Genomic DNA, 26,761 nt, shown 5'->3' with positions numbered 1-26,761 from the left:
GTATGACTGCAAATTTAGCTACCCAAGCCTGCAATCCGACACTCAGCATTGTCATTCCCGTTTACAACGAGGAAGACGGTCTTCAAGCCCTCTTTGATCGCCTATATCCTGCGCTAGATGTCATGTCTAGCAAGCGCAACATTGCTTATGAAGTGGTGTTTGTGAATGATGGCAGCAAAGATCGCTCTGCCGGGATCCTAGCTAAGCAAGTTGAACTGCGCCCGGATGTAACTCGCGCAGTGTTATTTCATAGCAACTTTGGCCAGCATATGGCGATCATGGCTGGCTTTGAATACTCCCGTGGTGAATACATCATCACCCTGGATGCGGATCTGCAGAATCCCCCTGAAGAAATTGATGCCCTAGTAAATGAATTACTCAAAGGCCACGACTACGTCGGCACCATTCGTGCAGATCGTCGCGACAGCTTCTTCAGAAAATTTGCTTCCCGCGCGATGAATCATTTGCGCGAGAAAATTACCCGTATCACGATGACTGACCAAGGCTGCATGCTTCGCGGCTACAGCCGTCGCATCGTCGATCTCGTTCGTCAGTGTGATGAAAGCAATACATTTATTCCGGCACTTGCTTACACATTCGCATCTAACCCTACAGAAATCAGCGTCAAGCACGAAGAACGCTTTGCCGGTGAATCCAAGTACAGCCTCTATCAACTCATTCGCTTGAACTTTGATTTGGTAACCGGCTTCTCCGTGATGCCTTTACAGATTTTCTCGATACTGGGAATGTTGCTGGCAATTGCTGCGGGCAGCCTCTTTATATACCTCTTAGTCCGCCGCTTTGTACTGGGCGCCGAGGTTGAAGGTGTATTTACCTTATTCGCCCTTACCTTCTTCTTGATTGGTGTAATGCTATTTGGCCTTGGTCTACTTGGCGAATACATTGGACGCATCTACCAACAGGTTCGCGAGCGTCCACGCTATGTTGTGCAAACTGTTTTAGAGAAAAAATAATTGCACGCAGTCGTCTTTGCTTATCACGATGTGGGCGTTAATTGCCTTAAGGCATTACTGGGTGCAGGCATTCAGATTGATCTAGTTGTTACGCATCAAGATGATCCCAATGAGAATGTTTGGTTTGGCAGTGTTGCCAAGCTTTGTGAGGAAAAAAATATTCCTTACATCACACCAAATGCAAATCAGTTGATGGATCTTGTATCGCAGATTCAGAAGCTATCACCTGATTACCTCTTCTCCTTTTATTACCGCCACATGATTCCAGCGGAGCTCTTGGCATGCGCCAAAATTGCCGCACTAAACATGCATGGCTCACTTTTACCGAGGTATCGTGGCCGGGCTCCAGTAAATTGGGCCATCCTTCATGGAGAAACGGAGACTGGCGCCACATTGCACATCATGGAAGTCAAACCAGATGCAGGCGATATCGTTGGTCAATCTGCAGTCCCAATTGGCCCCAATGAAACCGCTACTGAAGTCTTTGGCAAAGTTAGTCAGGCAGCCGTTACGGTAATGAACCAGGTCCTCCCAGAACTTGTTCAAGGCCAAATCCCCAGAAAACCCAATAATCTAGCCGAGGGAAGCTATTTTGGAGGCCGAAAGCCTGCGGATGGGCAAATTCTGTGGCATCAGACAGCTCAGCAGGTTCACAACCTCGTTAGAGCCGTTGCACCCCCTTATCCCGGGGCTTTTACCGATTGGCAAGGTCAGCGCATGATTGTGGCCCGTACCAGCCTAGAAGGGCCATTCCCCGGGCAGCTGGATCTTCAGGCTCCCGGCATCCAAGTGGTTGATAATCAGGTATTCGGCGTTTGTGGCGACCAGAGAGCGGTAGCGATACTGGACTGGTTCCCAGCAAATAGCTAACAAATTAAAAGCAGCACTCTTTAGATTAAAAACGAGGCAGTAAAGATGAAAAAAGTACTCATTCTTGGCGTAAACGGCTTTATTGGTCACCACCTTTCAAAGCGCATCCTTGAGACAACCGATTGGGATGTCTATGGCATGGATATGCAAAATGATCGCCTTGGTGATTTAGTAAACCATCCCCGTATGCACTTCTTTGAGGGTGACATCACCATCAATAAAGAATGGGTTGAGTATCACATTCGTAAATGCGATGTCATTCTGCCTTTAGTAGCGATTGCGACACCAGCGACCTACGTTCAGCAACCATTAAAAGTATTTGAACTCGACTTCGAAGCTAACTTACCCATCGTTCGCTCAGCTGTTAAATACAAAAAGCATTTGGTATTTCCATCGACGTCAGAAGTCTATGGCATGTGTGAAGATGGTGAATTTGATCCCGCTAAATCCAATATGGTTTACGGCCCAATCAATAAGCCACGCTGGATCTACGCTTGCTCTAAGCAATTGATGGATCGTGTAATTTGGGGTTACGGTATGGAAGGTTTACGCTTTACCCTCTTCCGCCCATTTAACTGGATTGGCCCTGGTTTAGATAGCATCTACACACCAAAAGAAGGCTCCTCCCGCGTAGTAACTCAGTTCCTAGGTCATATCGTTCGCGGTGAATCCATCAACGTGGTTGATGGTGGTGCTCAGAAACGTGCCTTTACTTATGTTGATGATGGTATCGACGCCCTAATGCGCATCATCGACAACAAAGATGGTGTTGCTAACGGCAAGATCTACAACATCGGCAATCCAAAGAACAATCACTCTATTCGCGAACTCGCCAATCAGATGTTGGAGATTGCTCGCAGTATTCCAGAATATGCAAAGACAGCGAATGAAGTAAAGATCGTTGAAACCACTTCCGGCGCTTACTACGGTGAAGGCTACCAAGACGTTCAGAACCGCGTTCCTGCAATTGATAACACGATGAGCGAATTAGGCTGGAAGCCAACTACCAATATGAGCGATGCGCTGAAGAATATTTTCGAAGCCTATCGTGAAGATGTGGAAAAAGCACGTCACTTGGTTGATAACGAATAAGCACAGGGGTTCATGGCTAAGATTGCTCTCAAGGTAGACGTTGACACCTTACGTGGCACCAAAGAAGGCGTACCCAATCTAGCGCGTACGCTTGAGCGTTTTAGCCTCAAAGCCACCTTCCTGTTTAGCTTAGGACCCGATCACACAGGCTGGGCTCTCAAGCGGGTCTTTAAGCCAGGCTTTCTGAAGAAGGTGAGCCGCACTTCTGTTGTGGAGCACTACGGCATTAAAACCCTGCTCTACGGCGTCCTCTTACCTGGGCCTGATATTGGCAAACAAGCTGCTGCCGAAATGCGCGCAATTGATGCGGCAGGCCATGAGACTGGCATTCATACTTGGGATCATGTGGCTTGGCAAGACGCCGTACGCAATCGTGATGCCCAATGGACTAAAGCGCAGATGCAAAAAAGCTGGGATCGTTTTGTGGAGATCTTTGGCCATCCGCCAGCTACTTATGGCGCTGCTGGCTGGCAAATGAATGAGGCGGCATTCGAGCAACTCGATCAATGGGGTATTAAATATTCCTCCGATGGCAGGGCCGAGCCTAACTTAATGCCCTATCGCTTTGACCTACCTTCTGGCAAAGCTAAGCATGTGCAATATCCAACGACATTACCCACCTTTGATGAATTGATTGGTATTGATGATGCCGATGAGTTTGGCGCCGTAAAGAAACTCTTGGAAATCACCCAAAGCAATCCAAATGATCAGGTATTTACCTTGCATGCAGAACTAGAAGGTCAAAAGCTGCTTCCCGCCTTTGAGCAATTGCTCGCTGCGTGGCTAAACCAAGGCCACGACCTGGTCACCATGGGCGAACTCCATCAATCCTGGGATGCCACTAAGCAACTCGATAAAATTGCAGTACAGCCAGTAACCTGGGGCGAGATCCCCAACCGAAGTGGCGAACTCATTTTGCAAGCAGTTTAATTAGCATCAGAATACGTAATACATAAAGTTAAATTAGAGAGATCATCATGACAGTAGAAATCGGCAAGCAAATGCCCCAGTGCGCAATCCCAGCAACATCGGGATTAACTTTTACGCCGGATTCAGCTAAAGGCAAAAAACTGGTTATCTACTTTTATCCAAAAGATATGACTCCTGGTTGCACCGCTGAGTCTGGTGAATTCAGGGACAATATTGAGGCCTTCACTAAAGCCAATACCTTGATCGTTGGCGTATCTCGAGATAGCCTCAAATCGCACGATAACTTCCGTAGCAAACTTGAGTTGCCATTCGAACTCGTTGCCGATACAGAAGAAACCCTATGTCAGCTCTTTGGCGTAATGAAGCTCAAAAATATGTATGGCAAGCAGGTACGCGGTGTTGAGCGCAGCACCTTCCTCTTTGACTCCTCAGGCAAGCTCGTTAAAGAGTGGCGTGGCCTTAAGGTTCCGGGACATGTGACAGAGGTATTACAAGCAGCTCAAGCTACTAAATAATTTTTTAAATTAATTTAATCCGGGGTACTTGCAAAGCCCAAAATTTGGGGTAAAGTTGTTTATATGCACCGTAAACGACGGGAAAGTCTAACAATCCGTTTGACTCATCAGCCTGAATATTTAAGAACAGGCTCGGTAAACAACCCCCGCCGTTTTACAGATCGTTTTGCACCCAGTTTCGTTATAAACCGTCAATGCAATCCGCTTGACGGTTTTTTCTTTTAGGAGAGTCTGCATGCCATTGCCCCCAATCCCAACTCAAATTGCTGGCCAAGTAAAAATTAGCAGTAAGGACACTCCAAACTTAAAGAAGCGCCCTGCACCAGCAAAAACTGTTGTGATGGAAAGCCATGCGCCAGATTGGGCAACAGATGCTGAAGAGGATCTCTCTGCCGCTGAAGTAGCGCTTGAAAAAATTAAAAGTGATCGCAGTCCAGTTGCTCAACGCAATGAGCGCGGCGATAAGAGAGCATCAAGCGTTCCAGAGAAACCAAAGCGCATTATTCGCACTGGCCCTCCAAGTCTCTTTGTCTTAGATACCAACGTATTGATGCATGATCCAAGCTCGCTATTCCGCTTCTCGGAGCATGATCTCTTCTTGCCAATGACTACTCTTGAGGAGTTGGATAACCACAAGAAGGGTATGACTGAGGTTGCCCGCAATGCTCGTACCGTTAGTCGCTCTTTAGATCAATTGGTTGCGGGTACTAGTGGCACGTTGGATGAAGGCATTCCACTCAATAAGCTGGGCAATCAGGATGTCTCTGGTCGACTCTTTTTCCAAACCAAACTCACTACCCAGGCATTGCCTGAAGGCCTACCTGAAGGTAAAGGTGACAACCTCATTTTGGCGGTTGTTAGCGAGCTACAAAAGACGCGTAAGGGCCAAGAGGTGGTATTGGTATCCAAAGATATCAATATGCGCATTAAGGCACGTGCCTTAGGATTGCCTGCTGAAGATTACTTCAATGACCAAGTGCTAGAAGATCGTGACTTGATGTATTCCGGAGTCATGGCATTACCAGCAGACTTTTGGCCAAAGCATGGCAAAGATATGGAAAGCTGGGCTGATGGTAAATCCGGAACGATGTTCTATCGCGTAACCGGCCCTTCAGTTCCGAGCATGCTAGTCAATGAATTCGTCTACCAAGAAAACCCAGATGGCTCCACACCCTTCTACGCTCAAGTAAAAGAAATTAACGGCAAGACTGCCCTCCTTCAAACCTTGAGAGACTTTTCACATCAGAAAAACAATGTGTGGAGTGTGACCGCGCGCAATCGCGAACAGAACTTTGCCATGAACCTGCTCATGAACCCTGATGTGGATTTCATCACGCTATTGGGTCAAGCGGGTACTGGTAAAACCTTGCTGGCATTAGCTGCTGGCCTAGAGCAAGTTCTAGATAGCAAGCGCTATAACGAAATTATCATCACCCGCGCTACCGTTCCTGTTGGTGAAGATATCGGCTTCTTACCAGGTACTGAAGAGGAAAAAATGCAACCTTGGATGGGTGCGTTTGACGACAACCTTGAGGTATTGCAACGCAATGAGGATGGTGCCGGCGAATGGGGTCGTGCCGCTACCCAAGAACTCATTCGCTCACGCATCAAAGTGAAGAGCATGAACTTTATGCGCGGCAGAACCTTTGTGAGTAAGTTTGTGATTATTGATGAGGCGCAAAACTTAACACCTAAGCAAATGAAGACTTTGGTTACTCGCGCAGGTCCAGGAACGAAGATTGTTTGTTTAGGCAATATTGCCCAGATCGATACGCCTTACTTAACTGAAGGTTCTTCTGGTCTTACCTATGTAGTGGATCGCTTCAAAGGTTGGCGTCATGGTGGGCATGTGACTCTAGCGCGCGGTGAGCGTTCACGTCTTGCGGATCATGCTGCTGACGCACTCTAAGCCACCCTTCTCATGCCGCACTCTAATGGGGTGCGGCATTTTTATTTGCGCCCTGCTCTCGCTATCAGGGTGTGGCAGCTTCGGCTCAAAAAATAATGCAGCTAAAGTTTCTCAATTCAAACAAGATACAAGTGTAGGCACAGAGGACATCTCTATTGCAGCAGTAGGTTTAGTTGGCGTGCCCTATCGCTATGGTGGAAATAATCCGAAGGGTGGATTTGATTGCAGCGGGCTAATAACTTACGTCTACCAGAAGTCAGCCAATATCAAGCTTCCGCGAACTATTCAAGAAATGAGTACTAAAGGGCAGAGTGTTGAGAATCAACCCCCTGCGCCAGGCGATCTCATTTTCTTTAATACCACTGGTGAAAAATATTCACATGCAGGAATCTACGTGGGTCAAGGCAGATTTGTGCATGCCCCAAGCGCTGGAGGAACCGTGCGCCTAGAGTACATCACTACACCCTACTGGGCAGCTAGATTTACTGAGGCCCGAAGACTAGCGTCCTCGAATTAGTAATTAGACCAATAGCTAATATCCTTTAGGCTATTTATTAGAAATAATCCAAATAATGGTTGATTTAATTTTATCTTTTATATAAACAGGATTTTAGCAATGAATCAAATTGATTTAGACCGCATTCAAGAGATTTTAGTAACGGCCGCAACGGATATTAGTCTCAAGATTTTGGCCGCCATCGCCTTTTGGGTTATTGGCCGCTGGTTGATCGGTATTGCCCTGAAGGTGATTCGTAGAGGACTTGAAAGTCAAAAATTAGATCCAACTATTCTGCGATATGTGGGTTCAGTTGTTTCAGTCACGCTAAATATTCTTCTGGTTATTGGAATTCTCGGCTATTTCGGCATTCAGACGACTAGCTTTGCAGCCTTAATTGCTACTGCCGGTGTTGCGATTGGTGCAGCGTGGGCAGGATTACTGTCTAATTTCGCAGCCGGTGTATTTGTAATTGTGTTGCGCCCTTTTAAGGTTGGCGACTTCATTACCGCTGGTGGTGTAACTGGAACTGTTAAAGAGATTGGCCTGTTTTCATCCACCATCTATACGCCAGACAATATTGCAACCATGATTGGTAATACCAAAATTTTGGGTGACACCATTCAGAACTTTAGCCATAGCCCTTATCGTCGAGTTGATCTTAAGTGCCAACTATCTGGGGCAGCTGATCAAGAAGCTGCCATGAAGCTCTTGCGTGAAAAGATTGCCTCTATTCCAAACGTATTGCAAGATCCAGCTGTTGAAGTGAATATTTTGGAATTCAATTTAGTTGGTCCAGTATTGGCTGTACGCCCTTACTGCAACAATGCCCACTACTGGCAGGTCTATTTTGATAGCAACCGAGTAATGAGTGAATCTCTTACTGCAGCAGGCTTCCCGGCACCAATGGCATCACAAAACATGATCATGAAACAAAGTTAATTTCGCAGTAACTAACCAGGAGAAGTGAGTATGAAGAAAATCATCATTGCCTTAAGCATTGCATTTAGCTTTGTAATCCCATCTATTGCTTTTGCCGATCAGGCTGCTTGTGAAGCTAAAGCAGTAAGCAAAGATGGGAAGCCTTTATATGGCGCAGCTAAAGATGCCTCTATCAAAAAATGTATGGGTGGCGCTCCCGCCGATAATGGATGCGAAGCCAAAGCAGTAAGTAAAGACGGTAAGCCACTCTATGGCGCTGCTAAAGCTGCGTCTATTAAGAAGTGTGAAGGCGGAAAGTAATTCGCTTTTACTTCAAACTAAAAAGCCTCGCAATGCGAGGCTTTTTTATTCTTGTTTTTTGCTTATTGATTTCAGCTTTTTTCTATTAAATTAGAAAGGCTCATATCCACCAGAGGAGTAGCCAACTGATCCCATCGCCAAATTATCAAACTTGGTATATGGACCTTGCCAGCTTAGACGGATTGTTCCGATTGGACCGTTACGCTGCTTACCAATGATGATTTCAGCGACGCCTTTGTCCTGAGTCGTGTCTGGGTGATACACCTCATCACGATAGATAAACATGATCAAGTCAGCATCTTGCTCGATCGCGCCTGACTCACGCAAATCGGACATGATTGGGCGCTTATTGGGGCGTTGCTCAAGACCACGATTTAACTGTGACAGCGCAACAACTGGGCACTGCAATTCTTTGGCGAGCGATTTAAGGGAGCGAGAGATCTCAGAAATCTCCGTTGCACGGTTCTCAGAGCCAGAGCCACTCATCAACTGCAAGTAATCAATCACCACCAAGCCAAGCGTTCCACCAAAGTTACGAGCAATACGGCGTGCGCGTGCACGCAACTCTAAACTTGAAAGAGCGCCAGTCTCATCAATCAAAATTTGGGTATTGCTTAAGCGGGCGATCGCATCAGTAACACGTGGCCACTCGTCATCCTGCAACTTACCAGTACGCATACGACCTTGGTCAACGCGCCCCACTGAGCCCAGTAAACGGGCTGCCAATTGCTCGCCTGACATCTCCATCGAGAAAACAACGACCGGCAATCCTTCTGCCAACGCAACGTTCTCCGCAATATTTAATGCGAACGCCGTTTTTCCCATCGACGGTCTTCCAGCAACAATCACCAAGTCACCCTTTTGCAGGCCGCTAGTTTGTTTATCTAGATCAATAAATCCAGTTGCAATACCGGTGATATCACTTCCACCTTGACGGTTATAGAGCTCATCAATACGAGCAACAACGGTTTTGAGCAAGGGCTCAATCTCGAGGTAATCGGTTTTGCGACTACCCTCTTCACCGATTTGCAAAATGCGTGATTCCGCTTCATCCAAGAGCGTTCTGACTGAACGACCCTCTGGAACAAATGCCGAGTTCACGATGTTGTCAGATACTTCGATTAGGCGACGCAGAATGCTGCGGTCACGAACAATGTCGGCATAGCCTTTAATGTTCGCTGCACTTGGAGTGCTTTGCGCCAATGAATTAAGGTAATCAATTCCAACTAAATCACCACCCTGCTCGGACTTGACAGCCTCATGAACAGTAATGACGTCAGCAGGATGATTGTCGCCAACTAAACGCTGAATGACCTTATAGATCAGAGCATGTTCAGGGCGATAGAAATCTTTATCAGTTAACACACCACCTAGGCGATCCCAGGCTGTGTTATCGATCAGTAGACCGCCGAGCAAAGATTGCTCGGCTTCTACAGAATGCGGCGGTACTTTTAAAGCCTGCAAGGCTGCATCCCCAGAACCCATCATGCCAGGATTTGACATAAGGGAGCGTGAGCGGGATTCAGCCATGAGGCTAGTTACAGATCTAAAACTTACGCTTGCTCGCCAACTACACGGATAGTGATGTCAGCCACTACATCGGTATGAACAGCTACCGCTACAGGGTGATCACCAACCATCTTCAACGGGCCAGTAGGCATACGTACAGAAGCTTTTTCAATTACAAAGCCTTTAGCTTTCAAAGCATCAGCGATGTCATGATTGGTTACAGAACCAAACAAACGACCGTCAACACCCGCTTTTTGACCGATTTCGAGAACCAAGTCTTTGAGCTTTGCGCCAACCGCTTCAGCAGCAGCCAATTTCTCAGCAGCCAATTTTTCCAACTCAGCGCGACGTACTGCAAAGTCAGCGATAGCTGTTTCAGTTGCACGACGAGCTTTGCGTTGTGGGATTAGGAAATTACGAGCGTAACCGTCTTTAACACGAACGATGTCACCGAGGTTGCCCAGGTTAATTACTTTTTCTAAAAGAATGATTTGCATTGAGGGCTCCCAATTATTTCTTGTGTTGATCGGAGAATGGCAACAAAGCCAAGTAACGAGCACGCTTAATAGCAGTGTCTAACTGACGCTGATATTTAGCTTTTGTGCCTGTCAAACGTGCAGGAGTGATCTTGGCGTTTTCGCCAATGAAGTCCTTCAATGTGTCTACATCTTTGTAGTCAATCTGTTCTACGCCAGCAACAGTGAAACGGCAATAACGCTTACGCTTGAACAATGGGTTCTGAGCTGGTTTCTTTTTGAAATCGGGTTTCTTTCCAAACGCCATGATGATTTCCTCTTTAATTTTTCAATTGAATATGGGTGATATGGAAAACAAGTCTTTGATTACGTAGAGTCTTGGGTGCTAAGAATCCCTCAAACACTGCCTCGGCTCCTAAATCCATTTGCTCTAAGCCCTTTTGTATCGGACCAATTGCTATGGCTTCAACACTCATCTGAATTTTCCTTGCATTTCCTACCTCGCTTACTTCGCCGCTATGTTCTAGCTGGCAATGCATCACCGGTATTCCTGCTGGTGTAAATCGAATTGCGTCTTTAGCTACCAAGAATGCAGTTAGGGTGAAATGATTCAACGCCGCTCCGTCACTCTGATACGTTTTCTAGTCTGTGTATTCCTCTTCAAATTTCTAACTTAAGCCGCTGCTACAGGAGCGTCGGATTGAGCTGATTTGCGCGCTTCTTCACGTTGCACTTCTTTCATCATGATGGAAGGCTCTGTTTCAGCTTTCTTAGTCTTGATGATGAGGTGACGCAAAACAGCATCGTTAAATTTGAATGCGTGCTCGAGCTCGTCCAGAGTTTTCTGGTCGCACTCAATGTTCATACAAACGTAATGGGCTTTAGCAAGTTTGTCGATCATGTAAGCCATCTGACGACGACCCCAATCTTCCATACGATGAATTTTGCCGCCAGCAGCAGCTAATGTCGCTTTGTAGCGATCGATCATCGCAGGCACTTGCTCGCTTTGGTCCGGGTGGACGATAAAGACGATTTCATAATGACGCATCTAACACTCCTTAAGGATAAAGTCACCTGGGCGTCTTGCTAACTTCCGATGGTTTTAAAGTTAGCGCCAGTGTGACAAGGTAGTAACAAATTGTAGGTAAAACTAACTACAGAAATTTACAGCTTTAAAGTCCTTACCGAATTTCAGGTAAGTCCGCTATTCTAGCAAAAAAATCCTGCCAGGTCAGGGGTTTACCAGCTTTATTTGCCTGCTTTGCTGCATTTAAAGCTAATTGGAGGGCAATTCTGGCCCTAGGGGCAGTCAATGCCCCAGATGCACAGCATCCAGGCGCATCAAGCTCAGGAATATTTCGCAAAGTAGCGCCTGCACCTGTTCTTGTCGTTCTCACCAAGGCAATACCTTGGGCCATTGCCTGCTCCAAAGGTTTTGCCCAGTCATCATGAAAGCCACCATGCCCTGAACCAGCGAGCACAAAGCCCTGTACAGAGCTACTCAGCCACTGCAAGATGGTTTCAGGACGTGCGCCTGCATGACTAGTCAAGATCTCAACCCAAGGCCACTCACCTTCCTGTGGAATGGGTAAATCTTCATTCCAGGCAGCCTGCACTGCCTTGACACCAGATAACCAAGAAGGATTAATCAGGCCCACTGAGCTTGATGGCGCATCTTGTAAGGGAGCGTTGAGGGCCGTGGCATGGCGCTTAGCTAGATCGAGTGCCATACATCCGCGCCCATCCATTACGGCATAAATGCCGCCAGGACAGTTATCAATAGATGTAGAAGCCCAGCGCAAGGCATCCAACAGATTGGAGGGGCCGTCAGCTCCCGGCGCGTTACTTGGTAGCATTGCCCCCGTCAAAATGACGCGCTTGCCTTGTGTCTGGGCCAGCTTTCCACAAGTTGCTTGCAAAAATAAGCCTGTCTCTTCAATCGTATCGGTGCCGTGGGTGATCACAATCCCCTTTACGGCAATATCCAGCAGGGCCTCCCTAACTGCAAGGCCTAGCTCGGTGAGATGGGCGTCAGTCAAATTGCGACTATTGATGTTTGCCACCTGACGTGACACTAGCTTGACCCCCTCAGGCACGACTGTCTGAACATGTGCCACCAATGCATCAACCCCTACCTGGCCAGCCTCATATTGGAGGGGGTTATCTTCCGGGTTTGGCGCGAGGCCTGCAATGGTGCCCCCCATGCCTAAAACCAGAAGGTGTGGTGTATTTTCAGAAATGCTGGATTTTGAGCTCATTACCCTATTATCCGCCTCCAAATTGCTTGAATATTCAAATAGTGCTGTATACAATCCCAGTATGGACATAAATACAGTCGATTTTCAAGAGGAGCTGACTGCCCTCCCCAAACTCACCTCACGTCAAAGTGAGATTTTGGAATTAATCACCAAGGCCATTGAAGAAAGTGGCTCACCCCCAACGCGCGCTGAAATTGCAACTCAACTTGGCTTCGCTTCTGCTAACGCCGCCGAAGAGCATTTACGCGCCCTGGCAAAAAAAGGATATATCGAGCTGACGCCGGGAACCTCGCGCGGTATTCGGATTCCACAACGCTTTAACCAGACACACAATCCAAACAAATATCGTCAGATGTCTTTGCCTTCTGGCGCACTTCAGCAACTCACACTGCCACTCATTGGTCGTGTTGCTGCAGGTTCTCCGATCACGGCGATTGAACACATTGAAAAACAAGTGCCGATTGATCCAAGTTTATTTAGCAAGGGTGCCGATTACTTATTAAAAGTAGTTGGCATGAGTATGCGTGATGCCGGAATTCTGGATGGCGACTATCTTGCCGTAAGAAAAACTACTGAAGTACGCAATGGCGATATTGTGGTTGCGCGCTTAGATGATGAAGTCACAGTGAAGCGTTGGAACCAAAAGAAAACTGCGGATGGCATGGTCATTGAATTACAAGCCGAGAACCCAGACTTCAAAAATATTTTGGTAGATAGACGTCAACCGAACTTCGCAGTAGAGGGTCAGGCTGTTGGCCTCATCAGGGCTGGTGGGCTCTAGGCCTCCCAACCCCATAAAGCAAAAGGCCTCGTTTAGAGGCCTTTTTCTATTAATGACGAAGTAACTATTTTTATTTCTTAGTTGGTGCAACTACGTTCGCATTCTTTGGCGATGCTGTAATCGTGATGATTGTTTTAGGTCCGCCAAATGATCCCTCATTCACCTCGATGGTTGAAGTGCGATCACCTTTAGTGAAAACCAAAATACTGGTTTTTGATTTCACGGCGCTCACAGTAGTCCATCCCACCTTGGGATATTCCGCTTGGAAGAAAGCATAAATATCGGTTGGAGATTGAACGCCGGACAAAACAACTCGACCAACCCAGTTATCACCACGACCAATAATTAAAGAATCTGAACCCATAATTTTTGATGCCGCAGGTAATGGCATATCACCCAAGAGTTGTGACTGAATTTCTTGCACTTCGCTAGGCGTACCAGTTGGGGAGTCGCCTGAAGATGCGCAAGCAGCCAAGAGCGCAGATAACGCTAAGGCTGCAGTCATTGTTTGGAGTCGATTTAGTTGGATCATATTCTTGCCCTGGTAATCAATCTTAATTACTGGAGGCGCGTGAGGGAATCGAACCCCCGTACGAAGCTTTGCAGGCTCCTGCCTAACCACTCGGCCAACGCGCCATATGCTTGAATCAAAAATGGGAAGCTTTTTAGGGCTTCCCATCGAACTTGGAGCGGGAAAGGAGGTTCGAACTCCCGACCTATACCTTGGCAAGGTATCGCTCTACCAGCTGAGCTATTCCCGCATAACAGGGCAGTAGTTTAACAAACAATTTAGGAGAACGCATTATTTGCGAGTAAGACTAAAAACTGGCGAAGACCATGTTTCCGCCAAACCCTTATCAGTCAAGGGTTTTCGGTCTTTATTCGACCTTATCAACTAGCTGAGGCAAAGCCTTTTTCATGTAATAGAACATGGACCAAAGCGTCAAAAAGGATGCAATCCAGATTAACCAAGTGCCAACGAGTGCGCAATTGAGCCACCCAAATAAAGTGTCATTCAGTAATAAAAATGGAATAGCTACAAGTTGAGCCGTAGTTTTTAGCTTGCCGACCATGTGTACAGCAACGCTTTTTCCAGCGCCCAAGAGTGCCATCCACTCTCTTAATGCTGAGATAGTAATTTCGCGACCAATAATGATCAAAGCCACCCAGACTTGGACGCGATCCATATTGAGCAGAACTAGCAATGAAGCAGCCACAATTAATTTATCAGCCACTGGATCTAAGAATTGGCCAAATGCCGACTCTAGCTTCATGCGTCTAGCTAAAAATCCATCCAGCCAATCAGTAACAGCCGCAAACACAAAAATAATGGTGGCAGTCAAATTCTGGTCGAAGGGGGTAAGCCAGTTACTGGGCAAGTAAAACACTGCAACGACTAGTGGAATTGCGACAACGCGCAACCAGGTCAGGGCAATGGGTAGATTAAAAGGCATGACTCAAGCATAAACCAATGTGAGCACACTGGGAAATCAATGGAGCTGCTTATAGATTTGCTCAGCCAAAGCGGTGGATATTCCCTCAACACTGGAAAGCTCTTCAATAGTGGCATTAGAAACGCCACGTAAACCCCCAAAGCGGGCGAGCAATTTTTGACGTCGTTTGGCGCCTATCCCCTCGATCTCCTCTAGCTGAGAAACCGTTCTAGCTTTTGCTCGTTTAGCTCTCATGCCAGTGATGGCAAAGCGATGTGCCTCATCACGTATTTGCGCCACCAGCAACAAAGCAGCGCTATCAATACCGAGCTCGAGTGACTGGCGTCCATCCGCAAAGATCAGGGTCTCTAGACCCACCTTACGACCCTCCCCTTTGGCAACACCAACAATCAATCCAATATCTATCCCGAATTCAGAAAGAACTTGTCTTGCCATTTCAACCTGACCTTTACCGCCGTCGATCAATATGACTTGCGGCATCTTCTCAACAGGGAGTTCTTGAAAGTTCGCATAACGGCGTTGTAAGACCTGACGCATTGCTGCGTAGTCATCACCCGGAGTAATGTCATTAATATTGAATCGGCGGTATTCGCTAGGCTGCATCGCATTTTTGGAATACACCACACAAGAAGCTTGGGTGGCCTCACCAGAGGTATGACTAATGTCAAAACACTCAATGCGCAATTGCTCAAGACCTTCTAGCTCCAAAGCCAAGACATCAGCCAATGCTCTTGCTCTTGCCAATTGACCGCCCGTCTCTACCAAACGCTTTGCGATCGCAATCTTGGCATTACCCTCTGCCATGGCCAACCAATGTCGTCTCTGACCTTGTGGCTGGTGCAAGAAGGTAATGCGCTTGCCGGCTTGTGCATTCAATAAATCGTGCAGACCTTCCGGAGCTGATTGTTCAGAAACATCTTCAACACCTTCCTCTGGAGCTGCAATGTCATCAACCAGCTTTCTCAGAGGATGATTCAGAATTAGTACAGGTGGAATTAAATTAGTAGTTGCCTCACCATCGCCTGACTTCTCCTCCAAATAATGTTGAGCGATAAATGCCTCCAGAATTTCAGCTGGTGGTGGCAGCTCTCCAGACGTTGAGCGCAAGCCCTTAGGGAAGTAAGCGCGATCACCTAAATGGCGACCGCCACGAATCATTGCCAGATTGACGCAGACCACGCCCTCCATTTGAGCAACAGCTATCACATCCACATCGCCCTCACCATCGGCAACGGTATCCATCGACTGTTGTTGTAAGACACTCGAAAGATCTGCAATGCGATCCCTCAACACTGCAGCCATTTCAAATTCCATGGCGTCACTGTAGGCGTGCATTTTCTTTTCCAACTCAGAAAGCACGCGACTATGGTCACCCTCTAAAAAGCGTGTTGCTTGGGCTACGTCCTGCCCATACTGCTCGACACTTAAACGACCAACACAAGGCGCACTACAGCGATGAATTTGATGCAACAAACATGGACGACTGCGGTTTTTAAATACAGAGTCTTCGCAAGTTCTCAGACGAAATACTTTCTGCAAAATCTGCACACTATTCCGCACCGCCCATGAATTCGGGAACGGGCCAAAGTAATGATTACGCTTATCCGTTTTTCCTCGATAGGAGGCCAAGCGAGGAAATTGATGCCCCGTCAACATGACGTAGGGATAGGACTTATCATCTCGGAAGAGAATGTTGAATGGAGGGGCTAACTCCTTAATGAGATTGTTCTCTAGAATTAAGGCTTCGGTTTCTGAGCGTGTTACTGTAGTTTCGTAGCGGGCAATTTTTCCCACCATCAGCTCTATTCGTGGTGAAAGCTGGGTTCGCTGAAAGTAACTAGATACACGCTTTTTGAGGTTGCGCGCTTTCCCGACATACAAAATATGTCCCGCCTCATCAAAGAAGCGATACACCCCCGGCAATCCGGGTAGCCGTTTAACATCCTGCTGAAGGGTTTCAAAAAGCGAATTGCTCATGCGTTGGGATATTTTCTGTCAAATCGTAGACAACTATGGTGATGCTGGTGTTTGCTGGCGTCTAGCAAGAAGCTTAACAAGTCTTCATGGCCAAGACGTGCGCATTTTCTGTGACGATCTGCCAACCCTTAATTTACTCGCTTCTGGGGTTGACCCAGAAATCAAGCGCCGTATCGATATCCAACCCTGGGAAGCTAGTCATCACAATAGCCGCCATCCGGTAGAAACCCCCGACGTGGTGATTGAGGCATTTGGATGCGACCTTCCCGCGCGCTACCTTGCGGGCCTACTGATTGCCCCCAAAAAACCCATCATCATCAATCTAGAGTATTTGAGTGCAGAGCCCTGGATTGTGGACTTTCATCAGAAGGCATCCCCTCAAGCTCACGGTATTCCGAAGTACTTCTTCTTCCCAGGCTTCCAGAAGAATGCGGGTGGCATTTTGATTGACCCAATACCTCAGGAGTCATCACTGACTGAACAATCGATTCCTGAAAACCTCGAGGCCAGCTGGAAGCTATTACAACCCAATACAAAACGCATCAGTGTTTTTTGCTACCCAGGTGTACCACTCCAGAAATGGTTAGAGGATCTAGCCACCCTGGATGAGAACTTCGACATTGTTTTGACGCATGGTCAACGAGAGCAATTGCAGTTCAGCTCTACCCACCCTACTAAGCCACTTGCTTTGCCCGACTCCATTCAACTGATCTCAATTCCTTTTGTTTCTCAAGATGACTACGATTGGGTGCTTTCACAATGCGACTTCAATATCGTTCGAGGTGAAGATTCTTTTGTTCGAGCGCAGTTGGCTGGCAAGCCCTTTATTTGGCACATCTACCCCCAAGAAGATGGGGCTCACCAAACTAAGTTGGCTGCATTTTTAGATCTCTACCTTGAAGATGCATCACAAGAGCTTAAACACGCTGTAATAGCTGCGATGGCATGGGCAATGCCTAACGAGTGGTATCAATCCATGGATGAATGGAGCACCCATTCCGAGGCTTGGCGAGCAGATTTACATGAAAAACAAGCTGATGGCGGCCTTGCCGCCCGTCTAATGGGCTTTGTAGCCTGATCTTGTACGAAATCCGCCTGCGGGCGGTTACAATCTTGGTTTTGATAAAAACCGCAGGAAATCAGCTCTGCACTCAGGAATAGCAAGATGAAAACAGCACAAGAACTCCGCGTTGGTAACGTAGTAATGATCGGCACTGATGCCATGGTCGTTTTAAAAGCAGAATACAGCCGGTCAGGCCGCAACTCTTCTGTTGTAAAAATGAAATTCAAGAACTTGTTAACTGGTGCGCCTAACGAAGGCGTATTCAAGGCAGATGACAAGTTTGATGTAGTGATCTTGGATAAGAAAGATTGCACCTACTCTTACTTCGCAGATCCAATGTATGTATTTATGGATGGCGACTACAACCAGTACGAAGTTGAAGCTGAATTCATGGGCGATGCATTGCATTACCTCGAAGAAAGCATGCCTTGTGAAGTGGTGTTCTACGAAGGTAAAGCACTCTCTGTAGCAATGCCAAACTCTTTGGTTCGTGAAATCATTTACACAGAGCCAGCAGTTAAAGGCGATACCAGCTCAGGCAAAGTATTGAAGACTGCAAAATTGGCTACTGGCTATGAATTGCAAGTTCCATTGTTCTGCAACACTGGCGACAAGATCGAGATCGATACTCGCACTGGTGAATATCGCAGCCGCGCTAACTAATTAGCTCGCTCGATAAGTAAAAGCCCGGCATGCCGGGCTTTTTTATTTCTTAATGTGCAGTCATAATGAAAACCATGACTGATACCATTTCCCCAGTAATCACCACCTTAGCCCTTGAAGATATTCCCCATCTGATTGACTGCGTTCGACGTTGTTACGGGGAAAGCTATACCAATCCAATGATGTACAACGCCGCACTACTAAAAGATGCAATCGTCACGCAGAAAATGCACTCCATAGTTGCGAAATTAGAAAATAATCAAATTATTGGGCACTGCGCATTAACCTTTAACGGCCCTCAAAATAGTTCGCCAGAAGCTGGAAAAATGATGGTCGACCCAGATTACAGAGGACATCACATTGCAGAGTTGATCGCAAAAAAGCGTATAGAAATTGCTGAATCTTTGGGATTGCCAGGATTTTGGACTGAGTGCGTTACCAATCACCCTTATAGCCAGCATGAAATGATTGCCTTTAACGCAAAGGAAACCGGCCTTTTTATTGGAGATGTTCCACCAACATTTGCAATGCAGGGTCTGCAAAACTTTAGCGATACCCGCATGTCCTTATTGGCCTTTTATCTCCCGCTAAAAGATCGCCCGCATGATATCTATGTTCCAAGCAAACATACTGAGCACTTGAATGCACTTTTAAGCAGCTTAAACCTCCAGCGCAATATCACCAATTCGGAGATACAAGGAGCCGGGGAAACAATACTTAAAACTGAAATTGACTCTGAGGACCAGGTTGCGAATATATCCGTAGACCATATTGGCGAGGATTTAATAGCATCAGTCACGGCTGAGCTCAAAAAACTTGAGGCTTTAAATATTGCTTCCGCTTATCTTGATCTACCTATTACGCAAGAGGCAGCGGCCAATGCCTATATGGCATTAGAAGATCTGGGCTTCTTTTGGGGCTCTTGGATTCCGCACTACTCCATCCAAGGCGATATTCTGCGTTTACAGAAAATCTATCAAACAGTGAACGTTAGTGAAATCATTTGCGCCAGAGAGCAAGGCGAAGAAGTTAAAAAGTTTGTAGTCTCTGAATGGGAAAGAGTTTCAAAGAAATAGAAACTCTAGCCAATTAAATTCAGTTGCTGGAGCAATCCTTTGGCGTGTTGATATTGCGCTTCAGACTGCAACTCATCCCAAGCGGGGGCCGTAGCAGTTGGCATCAAGCGATTTAATCGAATGGCAGACTCCGCTTGTTTTGCTTTGGAGACCTTCAACTGACTCAGCAATTGATCTGCGAGATCGGGACGATTGCAAATCAACACTGCATCGCATCCTGCTTCGAGCGCCATATTCGCACCCTTGACTACAGAACCAGCAACGCTTGCACCCTCCATTGAGAGGTCGTCGCTGAAGATTACACCTTCAAATCCCAATTCTTGGCGAAGAATGGAATGCAACCAAACCTTAGAAAATCCGGCTGGGTTCTTATCTACTTTTGGATAGATCACATGGGCTGGCATGACTGCAGTCAAGCTGAGGTCTAACCACTCATAGGGCTTAGCATCGTCATTCAGAATTTGCTTCAAAGGACGCTCATCTACCGGAATGGCCACATGAGAATCCGCTTCTGCCCAGCCGTGGCCTGGGAAGTGCTTACCGCAGTTGGCCATACCTGCAAGGCGCAGGCCTTCATTCAGACTCTTAGCCAAAGCAAAAGTAATTTGCGGATCACGACTAAATGCACGATCCCCAATTACACCGCTGCGACCAAAATCGAGATCCAGAACTGGAGTGAAACTAAAGTCCACACCGCAAGCACGCAACTCAGCGGCCAAGACATATCCGCAGGCAGTGGCTGCTGCCATCGCAATCGCAGCAGATTCAGCAGAATGAGATGATTTGTTTTTAGAACCCCAAAGCTCACCGAGCTTACGCATGGCAGGTAAATGGGTAAAGCCATCAGTCCTGCAGCGCTGAACACGTCCACCCTCATGATCAATCGAGATCAGTACGTCTGAACGGAGTTTTTTAATTTCTGCGGTAAGTTTGGTGAGCTGCTTGCGATTCGCAAAGTTTCTACCAAACAAGATCACGCCGCCAGTAAGGGGGTGCAAGATGCGACGACGATCCTCTGCATTTAACTCAAGACCAACAACATCTAAAGTAACTGGGCCCGGTTTCATAGTCGACTTAATCATGTATTCCTCGAAATTTTTTAGATTTATCTATTTTTGATGCTGGTTTATTTCTGAACTACGATGACATGGGCTATTGCCATGTCTTGCTCATCACTAACGGTGACCTGTGCTTCCCAATTTTTGTCCTGCATAAATTGTGCGAGTGCGCCCAAATATGATGTCACTGGCTTACCGCTAGGCTCATTGAGCGTTTGGAGGGACTTCCAAGTCATCGGCATTCTCATGCCCAGGCCAATTGCCTTAGAGAAGGCTTCTTTTGCAGCAAAGCGCGTTGCCAAGAAGGCAATGCCCCTCTTGTGATTTCTAGATAAGTGATGCTTAAAAACTAACATCTCATCTGGCCCCAGAATTTTTTCAGCTAAGCGGCCATTGGTGCGATCGTAAGCCGCTTGAAGCCGCTCGATTTGCAAGATGTCTGTGCCGATGCCAATGATCATTTGATATGCAATCTTTTAAGCTTTAGCCCTACCCTGAACCATCAGGGCCTTCATGTCGGTAATCGCGTTTTGCCAGCCCTTAAAGAGGGCTTCAGCAACAATAGCATGACCAATATTGAGCTCAGAAAGCTCGGCAATGGCGGCAACTGGGATCACATTGCCCTCATTTAAACCATGACCTGCATTGACGCGTAAACCAATGCTTTTTCCAAACTGCGCTGCTTTTCTAATGCGCTCGAGCTCTTTCTTCTGTTGATCACCAGCTAGATCCGCATATCGACCGGTATGCAATTCAACCACTGTTGCACCAACATCTTTTGCGGCTTGAATTTGCTTTTCCTCGGGATCAATAAAAAGCGAGACCCGAATACCTGCAGCTTTTAACTGCGTAGTAGCCGACTTCACTGCATCAAAATGACCTACTACATCTAAGCCACCCTCAGTAGTTACCTCTTCACGCTTTTCAGGAACTAGGCATACGTCATGAGGCTGAACCCTACATGCAATATTGATCATCTCCGGCGTAACGGCGCACTCCAAATTCATACGCGTCTGGATCAATGGGCGTAAAGCCATTAAATCCGCATCTTTAATATGGCGACGGTCCTCACGCAAATGTAAGGTAATTAAATCAGCGCCCGCCTCCTCAGCCAAGCTGGCGGCTTTTAAGGGATCCGGGTAAACCGTGCCACGTGCATTACGCAAAGTGGCGACGTGATCAATATTGATGCCAAGCTCAAGCTTTGATTGGGTATTCATTGAAGTAGATTACTAGATTTTCTTTAGATCAATCAAAATCTGACGGGTGGTGAGCACTTGATCCTGAAGATGCAATCCCAATAAGAAGCGCATTAACTGCTTACTCTCAGAAAGCGTCTCTTGATCGGAAAAGTCTCCCGCAGCAATGGCTAACAGGGATTTACCACTTAAGACTGGCCAGTGACCTGGATCATCCCCTTGAGCAGGCCTCACACCACGCTCTGGCTGATAAACATATTGCTCATTCGAGATCGGAGCGCTATTGGTTTCCACGCAACGATCCAACGCTGCTGCATAACCAGTTTCTTGTAAGAGCGTTAATTCAAAGGGGCGCAGAATTTCTTCCAAGCCTTTGGATTCAAATTCAAGATTAGATAAAGCGGAGATCGTATCGGTGTAATGGTCGTAGAGTTTTTCATAGTCGTCTTCACGAGCTAGAAACTTGACCAGTAACTCATTGAGATAGAAGCCGCAAAGCAGCGCATCACCCACTAGCGAAGGAGTACCACCGACCCACTCTGACTTAGTTAAAGTACGCAGCTCGGACTTGCCGCTCCAAGAAACTAATAGCGGCTGAAAGCGCTGTAAGACTGGGCGCAGTACCGAGTGTGGGCGCTTGGCACCCTTAGCAATCAAGGCCATTCGGCCATGCTGACGTGTAAACACATCCAGAATTAAGCTGGTTTCCTTGTAAGGAATGCTGTGCAATACAAAAGCGGGTTCGTCAGCAACACGAATGGAGGCCATGAATAATTACTCTAGCCCTTGCGCCCGTAATTCAGCGCGATCATCTGCCCAGCCGCGTTTGACCTTAACCCAAGTCTCCAGGAAGACCTTTCCATCAAAGAGCTTTTCCATATCAATGCGGGCATCAGTTGAGATCTTCTTCAGCCTCTCACCCTTAGCACCAATAATCATCGCCTTGTGGCTATCACGGTCAACCAAAATGGTTGCTGCAATCCGGCGCATCTTGCCATCCATCTTGAATTGATCAATAACTACCGTGCTGGTGTAAGGCAACTCTTCACCGGTAAAGCGGAAGACCTTCTCACGCAGAATCTCAGCGGCCAAGAAGCGCTCACTGCGATCAGTAATGGTGTCGCCATCGTATACCGCTGGCGCCTCGGGCAAGTAACCCTCAAGTACATCCAATAATCTTTCAACATCCCCAGGACTCTTGGCACTCATCGGTACGATTTCAGCGAACTCAGACTTCTGATCTTCATGGCCACCTAATTCACACCAAGGGCGGGCCATCTCTTTAATAAAGTTCAGAAGCGCCTGATCCCGCTCTGAAGGAGTCTGAAAGCGGCTATTAAATAGATCTAATTTATTTAAAACCAAGACAATAGGTAAGTCATCTGGCAGTAACTTCAAAACCTTCTTGTCATCTTCACCAAAGTAACCAGCCTCCACTACAAAGCAAGCTACATTCACATCTTGTAGCGCTGTAGTTACAGTGCGATTTAATGCCTTGTTGAGAGTATTCATTAAACGCGTCTGAAAGCCTGGCGTATCAATGAAAATGAACTGCGCCTCTTCACGATTCTGAATACCTAAAATACGGTGACGCGTGGTTTGCGCCTTACGAGAAGTAATGCTGATCTTCTGACCAACCAAAGCATTCAAGAGGGTTGATTTGCCCATATTGGGACGGCCAACAATGGCGATAGTGCCGCATCTAAACACGATTAGCCCTTCAGCTTAAGATTTAATTGCTCTTCGGTTGCTACTTTTTTTGCTGCTTTCTTTTTAGCCGACCGAGTCTTTTTAGGTTTGCCTAGCGCTTGTGGCAAGGCTTTTAATGCAGCGATTAAAGCGATCTTTGCAGCTGCCTGCTCTGCTGCGCGTCGAGACGCACCCTCACCCTTAACCGATACCTTGAGGTTGGGGATTAAACACTCCACCTCAAATTGCTGGTTATGGGCTGCGCCGCTGGTACCTGTGACGTTATAAGTTGGTAGTGGCAATTGATAGCTTTGCAAACACTCTTGCAATAAAGTTTTATCGTCTTTACCCAATGTTTTGGGATCAACATTGGCCAGAATGATGGAATAGAGTTTGCGCAAACACGTCTTAGCTGCATCAAAGCCGCCATCTAAGAAGATTGCACCAGTGACTGCCTCAAGTGTATCGGCCAAAATGGATGGGCGACGAAAGCCTCCACTCTTCAACTCACCTTCGCCTAAGCGCAGATAGTCTGATAGCGATAGAGTTTGAGCAATCTCATAGAGTGCTTGCTGCTTAACTAAGTTAGCCCGTACGCGAGAAAGATCACCCTCATCTAGGTCGGAATAACGCTCATAGAGCATTTCAGCAACAACGCAATTGAGAATGGAATCACCCAAAAATTCCAGGCGCTCGTTATTTTTCTTGCTATGGCTACGATGCGTTAGAGCTTGATTCAGCAACTCTAGCTTTTTGAACGTGTAGCCCAGTTGCGCTTGCAGCGGTGCAGTTTCGATGACGGCGCGGGCGTTCATGACTTTATTCGAAGCCGCCAATGCGACCCAGATTTCCGAGGTTTAGCCAAACAAAAAATGCTTTGCCGACAATATTTTTATCCGGCACAAAACCCCAGTAACGAGAATCGGCACTGTTATCGCGGTTATCACCCATAGCAAAGTAATGACCCGCAGGCACCTTACATGTGAGGCCAGCATTGATATATTGGCAATTTTCAAACCCAGGAAAGCGTTCCGCAGGGAACATGCCGGCTGGACGATCAGGATCATTCAGAATCTCATGCTTATTGCCACCCAAGTCCGCAGGAAAAGATTCTGCAAACCGTTTGGCATAACGCATATTTTCTGGGTCCAAGTAAGACTCTCCGCCGCTATATTGAAGCGGCTGACCATTTACTGTTAACCGCTTATCTTGGTAAGTAATGGTGTCACCAGGCAAAGCTACAACGCGCTTAATGTAGTCAACAGACTCATCACGAGGATAGCGGAATACAACTACATCGCCACGTTTTGGAGAGCCTAGTTCAACAACCTTCTGATTGATTACTGGCAATCGAATACCGTAAGTAAATTTATTGACGAGAATAAAGTCACCAATCTGCAGGGTTGGAATCATCGAGCCTGATGGGATCTTGAATGGCTCCACAATAAAAGAGCGCAATACAAATACCGCACAGATTACCGGGAAGAAACCAGCCGTATATTCCAACCACAATGGCATGCGATCGATACCAGCCATACGTCTTTGTGGGGCAAAGTAGTAACGGTCAGCAATCCAGGCAACACCTGAAACCACCACCAAGATAAATAGGATCAGCGCAAAGTTCATTAGTCGTCTACCTGCAAAATGGCCAAGAAGGCTTCTTGTGGAATCTCCACATTACCTACCTGCTTCATGCGCTTCTTACCTTCTTTTTGCTTCTCTAACAATTTGCGCTTACGAGAAATATCACCACCGTAACACTTGGCCAATACGTTCTTACGCAAAGCTTTTACGTTTTCACGGGCAACGATGTTGCTACCAATTGCCGCCTGAATAGCCACATCAAACATTTGACGCGGAATAATCCCGCGCATCTTGGCAACCACTTCACGTCCACGATGCTGACTATTGCTACGGTGAACGATCACCGACAGTGCATCTACTCGCTCACCATTAATTAGGATATCGACTTTAACCACATCAGCCGGACGATATTCTTTGAACTCGTAATCCATGGAGGCATAACCACGAGAAATGGATTTCATTTTGTCGAAGAAATCCAAAACAATCTCGGCCATAGGTAGCTCATATGTGAGCTTTACTTGGCGACCGAGGTAATTCATGTCCATCTGTATGCCACGCTTGCCAACGCAGAGGGTAATGATCGCACCCACGTACTCTTGCGGCATATATAAATTGACTGTCACGATCGGCTCAAGAATCGTATTGATCTTGCTAGCCTCAGGCATCTTCGATGGATTGTCTACCGACAAGATTGTGCCGTCAGATTGCTCCACCTGGTAAACCACCGTTGGTGCGGTAGTAATGAGATTCATGCCGTACTGACGCTCTAAGCGCTCTTGTACGATCTCCATGTGGAGCAAACCTAAGAAGCCGCAGCGGAATCCAAAACCAAGTGCTTGCGAAACCTCAGGCTCATACAAAAGTGAAGCATCGTTTAATTGCAGCTTCTCTAAAGATTCGCGCAGCTGATCATATTCACTCGACTCCACTGGGTATAGGCCTGCAAAAACCTGAGGTTTCACTTCTTTAAAACCAGGAAGTGGCTCGGTAGCAGGAACTCGACCTTGCTGCCCAGGAGTATGAGTAACTGTGTCACCCACCTTAGCGGCTTTTAACTCTTTAATACCGGCAATCACAAAGCCCACCTGACCAGCAGACAACTCTGGACGATCCACTGACTTTGGACTAAATACACCAACGTGCTCAACCAGATGACTTGAACCATTGGCCATCAAGGTAATTTTTTCTTTTGGCTTTAAGGTGCCGTTCACAACCCGCACCAACATCACCACACCGACGTAGTTATCGAACCAGGAGTCAATGATTAAAGCTTGAAGTGGATCTGTCGCATTGCCTTTTGGTGGAGGCACGCGAGCAATCATTTCTTCGATGACATCTTGAACGCCTAAACCGGTTTTGGCTGAACAGGTCACCGCTTCAGATGCATCGATACCAATAACATCTTCAATTTCTTTTTTGGCGCGCTCAGGATCAGCCTGTGGCAAATCAATTTTATTAAGTACTGGCACAACCTCAACACCCAACTCTAGGGCCATGTAGCAGTTAGCAACCGTTTGTGCCTCAACACCTTGACTAGCATCTACCACCAACAATGCGCCTTCGCATGCTGATAAAGAGCGGCTAACTTCATAGGAGAAGTCAACGTGTCCTGGCGTATCAATCAAATTGATGTTGTAGGTTTTGCCGTCTTTGGATTTATAAGTCAGCGCTGCCGTTTGCGCTTTAATCGTGATGCCACGCTCCCGCTCGATATCCATCGAGTCAAGCACTTGGGCCTCCATTTCACGATCAGACAGACCGCCACATAGTTGAATAATGCGATCAGCAAGCGTTGATTTGCCGTGATCAATATGGGCGATGATAGAAAAATTGCGGATTAAATCCATAGCGTCTTATGTGGTCTTCAAAAAACGCCTTGTCAGAACGCACCACAATGATGCGCTGCAAAAAGCCGTCTTAAAGTGATTGTAATGGGTGGCGCTAAA

Annotated in this window: 30 protein-coding genes and 2 tRNA genes; 13 read left to right on the top strand and 19 right to left on the bottom strand. The window is 46.9% G+C overall.

Features of this window, described 5'->3' with window-relative positions; genetic code table 11:
• The first annotated feature begins 2 nt into the window (after positions 1-2).
• From ICN30_RS04080 to ICN30_RS04040, 9 genes are all read left to right on the top strand, one after another.
• Positions 3-974 (top strand): glycosyltransferase, encoded by a 972-nt coding sequence (locus tag ICN30_RS04080; RefSeq protein ID WP_216273378.1) that lies wholly within the window; start codon positions 3-5, stop codon positions 972-974.
• On the top strand, positions 975-1,844 hold the full coding sequence (locus ICN30_RS04075) for a formyltransferase (RefSeq protein WP_216273376.1): 870 nt from the start codon (positions 975-977) through the stop codon (positions 1,842-1,844). It abuts the gene before it with no gap.
• 45 nt (positions 1,845-1,889) lie between these two features.
• A complete protein-coding gene (locus tag ICN30_RS04070) occupies positions 1,890-2,936 on the top strand; it encodes a bifunctional UDP-4-keto-pentose/UDP-xylose synthase (protein WP_015421563.1) in 1,047 nt (348 codons plus the stop codon).
• Between the two features lie 12 nt (positions 2,937-2,948).
• The gene (locus ICN30_RS04065) at positions 2,949-3,866 is read left to right on the top strand and encodes a polysaccharide deacetylase family protein (RefSeq protein ID WP_216273373.1); all 918 of its coding nucleotides are present in this window, start codon (positions 2,949-2,951) and stop codon (positions 3,864-3,866) included.
• A gap of 47 nt (positions 3,867-3,913) precedes the next feature.
• Complete coding sequence (locus tag ICN30_RS04060; protein WP_216273372.1) at positions 3,914-4,381, top strand: peroxiredoxin; 468 nt, start codon at positions 3,914-3,916, stop codon at positions 4,379-4,381.
• Positions 4,382-4,616: 235 nt separating this feature from the next.
• Positions 4,617-6,290 carry a PhoH family protein gene (locus ICN30_RS04055; protein WP_216273371.1) on the top strand — a complete coding sequence of 558 codons (1,674 nt, stop codon included), beginning with the start codon at positions 4,617-4,619 and terminating at the stop codon, positions 6,288-6,290.
• A complete protein-coding gene (locus ICN30_RS04050) occupies positions 6,247-6,807 on the top strand; it encodes a C40 family peptidase (RefSeq protein WP_370626589.1) in 561 nt (186 codons plus the stop codon). The genes ICN30_RS04055 and ICN30_RS04050 overlap by 44 nt, the downstream gene beginning before the upstream one ends.
• Positions 6,808-6,906: 99 nt before the next feature.
• Entirely contained in the window at positions 6,907-7,728 is an 822-nt protein-coding gene (locus tag ICN30_RS04045) for a mechanosensitive ion channel family protein (protein ID WP_216273370.1), read from the top strand.
• Between the two features lie 30 nt (positions 7,729-7,758).
• The gene (locus ICN30_RS04040) at positions 7,759-8,028 is read left to right on the top strand and encodes a hypothetical protein (RefSeq protein ID WP_216273369.1); all 270 of its coding nucleotides are present in this window, start codon (positions 7,759-7,761) and stop codon (positions 8,026-8,028) included.
• A gap of 90 nt (positions 8,029-8,118) precedes the next feature.
• Here the strand turns inward: ICN30_RS04040 and dnaB are convergent, their stop codons facing one another.
• The 6 genes from dnaB to ICN30_RS04010 form a co-directional block, all read right to left on the bottom strand.
• Positions 8,119-9,558 (bottom strand): replicative DNA helicase, encoded by a 1,440-nt coding sequence (gene dnaB, locus ICN30_RS04035; protein WP_370626588.1) that lies wholly within the window; start codon positions 9,556-9,558, stop codon positions 8,119-8,121.
• Between the two features lie 23 nt (positions 9,559-9,581).
• A complete protein-coding gene (rplI, locus tag ICN30_RS04030) occupies positions 9,582-10,034 on the bottom strand; it encodes a 50S ribosomal protein L9 (protein ID WP_015421571.1) in 453 nt (150 codons plus the stop codon).
• Between the two features lie 13 nt (positions 10,035-10,047).
• Entirely contained in the window at positions 10,048-10,320 is a 273-nt protein-coding gene (gene rpsR, locus ICN30_RS04025) for a 30S ribosomal protein S18 (protein ID WP_011902267.1), read from the bottom strand.
• A 13-nt stretch (positions 10,321-10,333) separates the two neighbouring features.
• Entirely contained in the window at positions 10,334-10,627 is a 294-nt protein-coding gene (gene priB, locus ICN30_RS04020) for a primosomal replication protein N (RefSeq protein ID WP_216273367.1), read from the bottom strand.
• 59 nt (positions 10,628-10,686) lie between these two features.
• On the bottom strand, positions 10,687-11,061 hold the full coding sequence (rpsF, locus tag ICN30_RS04015; RefSeq protein ID WP_015421573.1) for a 30S ribosomal protein S6: 375 nt from the start codon (positions 11,059-11,061) through the stop codon (positions 10,687-10,689).
• 133 nt (positions 11,062-11,194) lie between these two features.
• Complete coding sequence (locus tag ICN30_RS04010) at positions 11,195-12,271, bottom strand: asparaginase (RefSeq protein ID WP_216273365.1); 1,077 nt, start codon at positions 12,269-12,271, stop codon at positions 11,195-11,197.
• 61 nt (positions 12,272-12,332) lie between these two features.
• Between ICN30_RS04010 and lexA the strand changes: the two genes are divergently transcribed.
• A complete protein-coding gene (gene lexA / locus ICN30_RS04005; RefSeq protein WP_216273363.1) occupies positions 12,333-13,052 on the top strand; it encodes a transcriptional repressor LexA in 720 nt (239 codons plus the stop codon).
• Positions 13,053-13,122: 70 nt separating this feature from the next.
• On the opposite strand, the gene ICN30_RS04000 is transcribed toward lexA, so the two are convergent.
• From ICN30_RS04000 to uvrC, 5 genes are all read right to left on the bottom strand, one after another.
• Complete coding sequence (locus ICN30_RS04000) at positions 13,123-13,584, bottom strand: hypothetical protein (RefSeq protein ID WP_216273361.1); 462 nt, start codon at positions 13,582-13,584, stop codon at positions 13,123-13,125.
• A gap of 30 nt (positions 13,585-13,614) precedes the next feature.
• A tRNA-Cys gene (locus ICN30_RS03995) sits at positions 13,615-13,688 on the bottom strand.
• A 49-nt stretch (positions 13,689-13,737) separates the two neighbouring features.
• A tRNA-Gly gene (locus ICN30_RS03990) sits at positions 13,738-13,813 on the bottom strand.
• Positions 13,814-13,930: 117 nt separating this feature from the next.
• A complete protein-coding gene (gene pgsA / locus ICN30_RS03985) occupies positions 13,931-14,506 on the bottom strand; it encodes a CDP-diacylglycerol--glycerol-3-phosphate 3-phosphatidyltransferase (RefSeq protein WP_216273359.1) in 576 nt (191 codons plus the stop codon).
• Positions 14,507-14,542: 36 nt separating this feature from the next.
• The gene (gene uvrC, locus ICN30_RS03980) at positions 14,543-16,483 is read right to left on the bottom strand and encodes an excinuclease ABC subunit UvrC (RefSeq protein ID WP_216273358.1); all 1,941 of its coding nucleotides are present in this window, start codon (positions 16,481-16,483) and stop codon (positions 14,543-14,545) included.
• Here uvrC and earP point away from each other — a divergent pair.
• The 3 genes from earP to ICN30_RS03965 all read left to right on the top strand — a co-directional run bounded on the left by earP (position 16,482) and on the right by ICN30_RS03965 (position 19,285).
• Positions 16,482-17,561, top strand: coding sequence for an elongation factor P maturation arginine rhamnosyltransferase EarP (earP, locus tag ICN30_RS03975; protein ID WP_216273357.1), 1,080 nt, complete (start codon positions 16,482-16,484; stop codon positions 17,559-17,561). The two genes, uvrC and earP, sit on opposite strands and share 2 nt — an antisense overlap.
• 87 nt (positions 17,562-17,648) lie before the next feature.
• Entirely contained in the window at positions 17,649-18,209 is a 561-nt protein-coding gene (gene efp, locus ICN30_RS03970) for an elongation factor P (protein WP_015421585.1), read from the top strand.
• A 74-nt stretch (positions 18,210-18,283) separates the two neighbouring features.
• Entirely contained in the window at positions 18,284-19,285 is a 1,002-nt protein-coding gene (locus tag ICN30_RS03965; RefSeq protein WP_216273356.1) for a GNAT family N-acetyltransferase, read from the top strand.
• A gap of 5 nt (positions 19,286-19,290) precedes the next feature.
• Here the strand turns inward: ICN30_RS03965 and nagZ are convergent, their stop codons facing one another.
• From nagZ to lepA, 8 genes are read right to left on the bottom strand one after another with little or no spacing between them, the layout of a single operon-like run.
• Entirely contained in the window at positions 19,291-20,367 is a 1,077-nt protein-coding gene (nagZ, locus tag ICN30_RS03960; protein ID WP_216273355.1) for a beta-N-acetylhexosaminidase, read from the bottom strand.
• A gap of 44 nt (positions 20,368-20,411) precedes the next feature.
• Positions 20,412-20,804, bottom strand: coding sequence for a holo-ACP synthase (gene acpS / locus ICN30_RS03955; RefSeq protein ID WP_216273354.1), 393 nt, complete (start codon positions 20,802-20,804; stop codon positions 20,412-20,414).
• A gap of 15 nt (positions 20,805-20,819) precedes the next feature.
• Positions 20,820-21,563, bottom strand: coding sequence for a pyridoxine 5'-phosphate synthase (gene pdxJ, locus ICN30_RS03950; protein WP_216273352.1), 744 nt, complete (start codon positions 21,561-21,563; stop codon positions 20,820-20,822).
• A gap of 12 nt (positions 21,564-21,575) precedes the next feature.
• Positions 21,576-22,310, bottom strand: a complete 735-nt coding sequence (recO, locus tag ICN30_RS03945) for a DNA repair protein RecO (protein ID WP_216180277.1) — start codon at positions 22,308-22,310, stop codon at positions 21,576-21,578.
• A gap of 6 nt (positions 22,311-22,316) precedes the next feature.
• The gene (gene era / locus ICN30_RS03940) at positions 22,317-23,252 is read right to left on the bottom strand and encodes a GTPase Era (RefSeq protein WP_216180274.1); all 936 of its coding nucleotides are present in this window, start codon (positions 23,250-23,252) and stop codon (positions 22,317-22,319) included.
• Between the two features lie 2 nt (positions 23,253-23,254).
• A complete protein-coding gene (rnc, locus tag ICN30_RS03935) occupies positions 23,255-24,046 on the bottom strand; it encodes a ribonuclease III (RefSeq protein WP_216180271.1) in 792 nt (263 codons plus the stop codon).
• A gap of 4 nt (positions 24,047-24,050) precedes the next feature.
• Positions 24,051-24,857, bottom strand: coding sequence for a signal peptidase I (lepB, locus tag ICN30_RS03930; protein ID WP_216273350.1), 807 nt, complete (start codon positions 24,855-24,857; stop codon positions 24,051-24,053).
• Positions 24,857-26,662, bottom strand: coding sequence for a translation elongation factor 4 (gene lepA, locus ICN30_RS03925; protein ID WP_216273348.1), 1,806 nt, complete (start codon positions 26,660-26,662; stop codon positions 24,857-24,859). Before lepA ends, lepB begins: the two co-directional genes overlap by 1 nt.
• Between the last annotated feature and the right edge of the window lie 99 nt (positions 26,663-26,761).

The sequence above is a fragment of the Polynucleobacter sp. 31A-FELB genome, assembly GCF_018882405.1.
Lineage (GTDB): Bacteria > Pseudomonadota > Gammaproteobacteria > Burkholderiales > Burkholderiaceae > Polynucleobacter.
The sequence above is the reverse complement of the archived record's forward strand: the minus strand, read 5'-3'. Positions and strand labels throughout refer to the sequence as shown.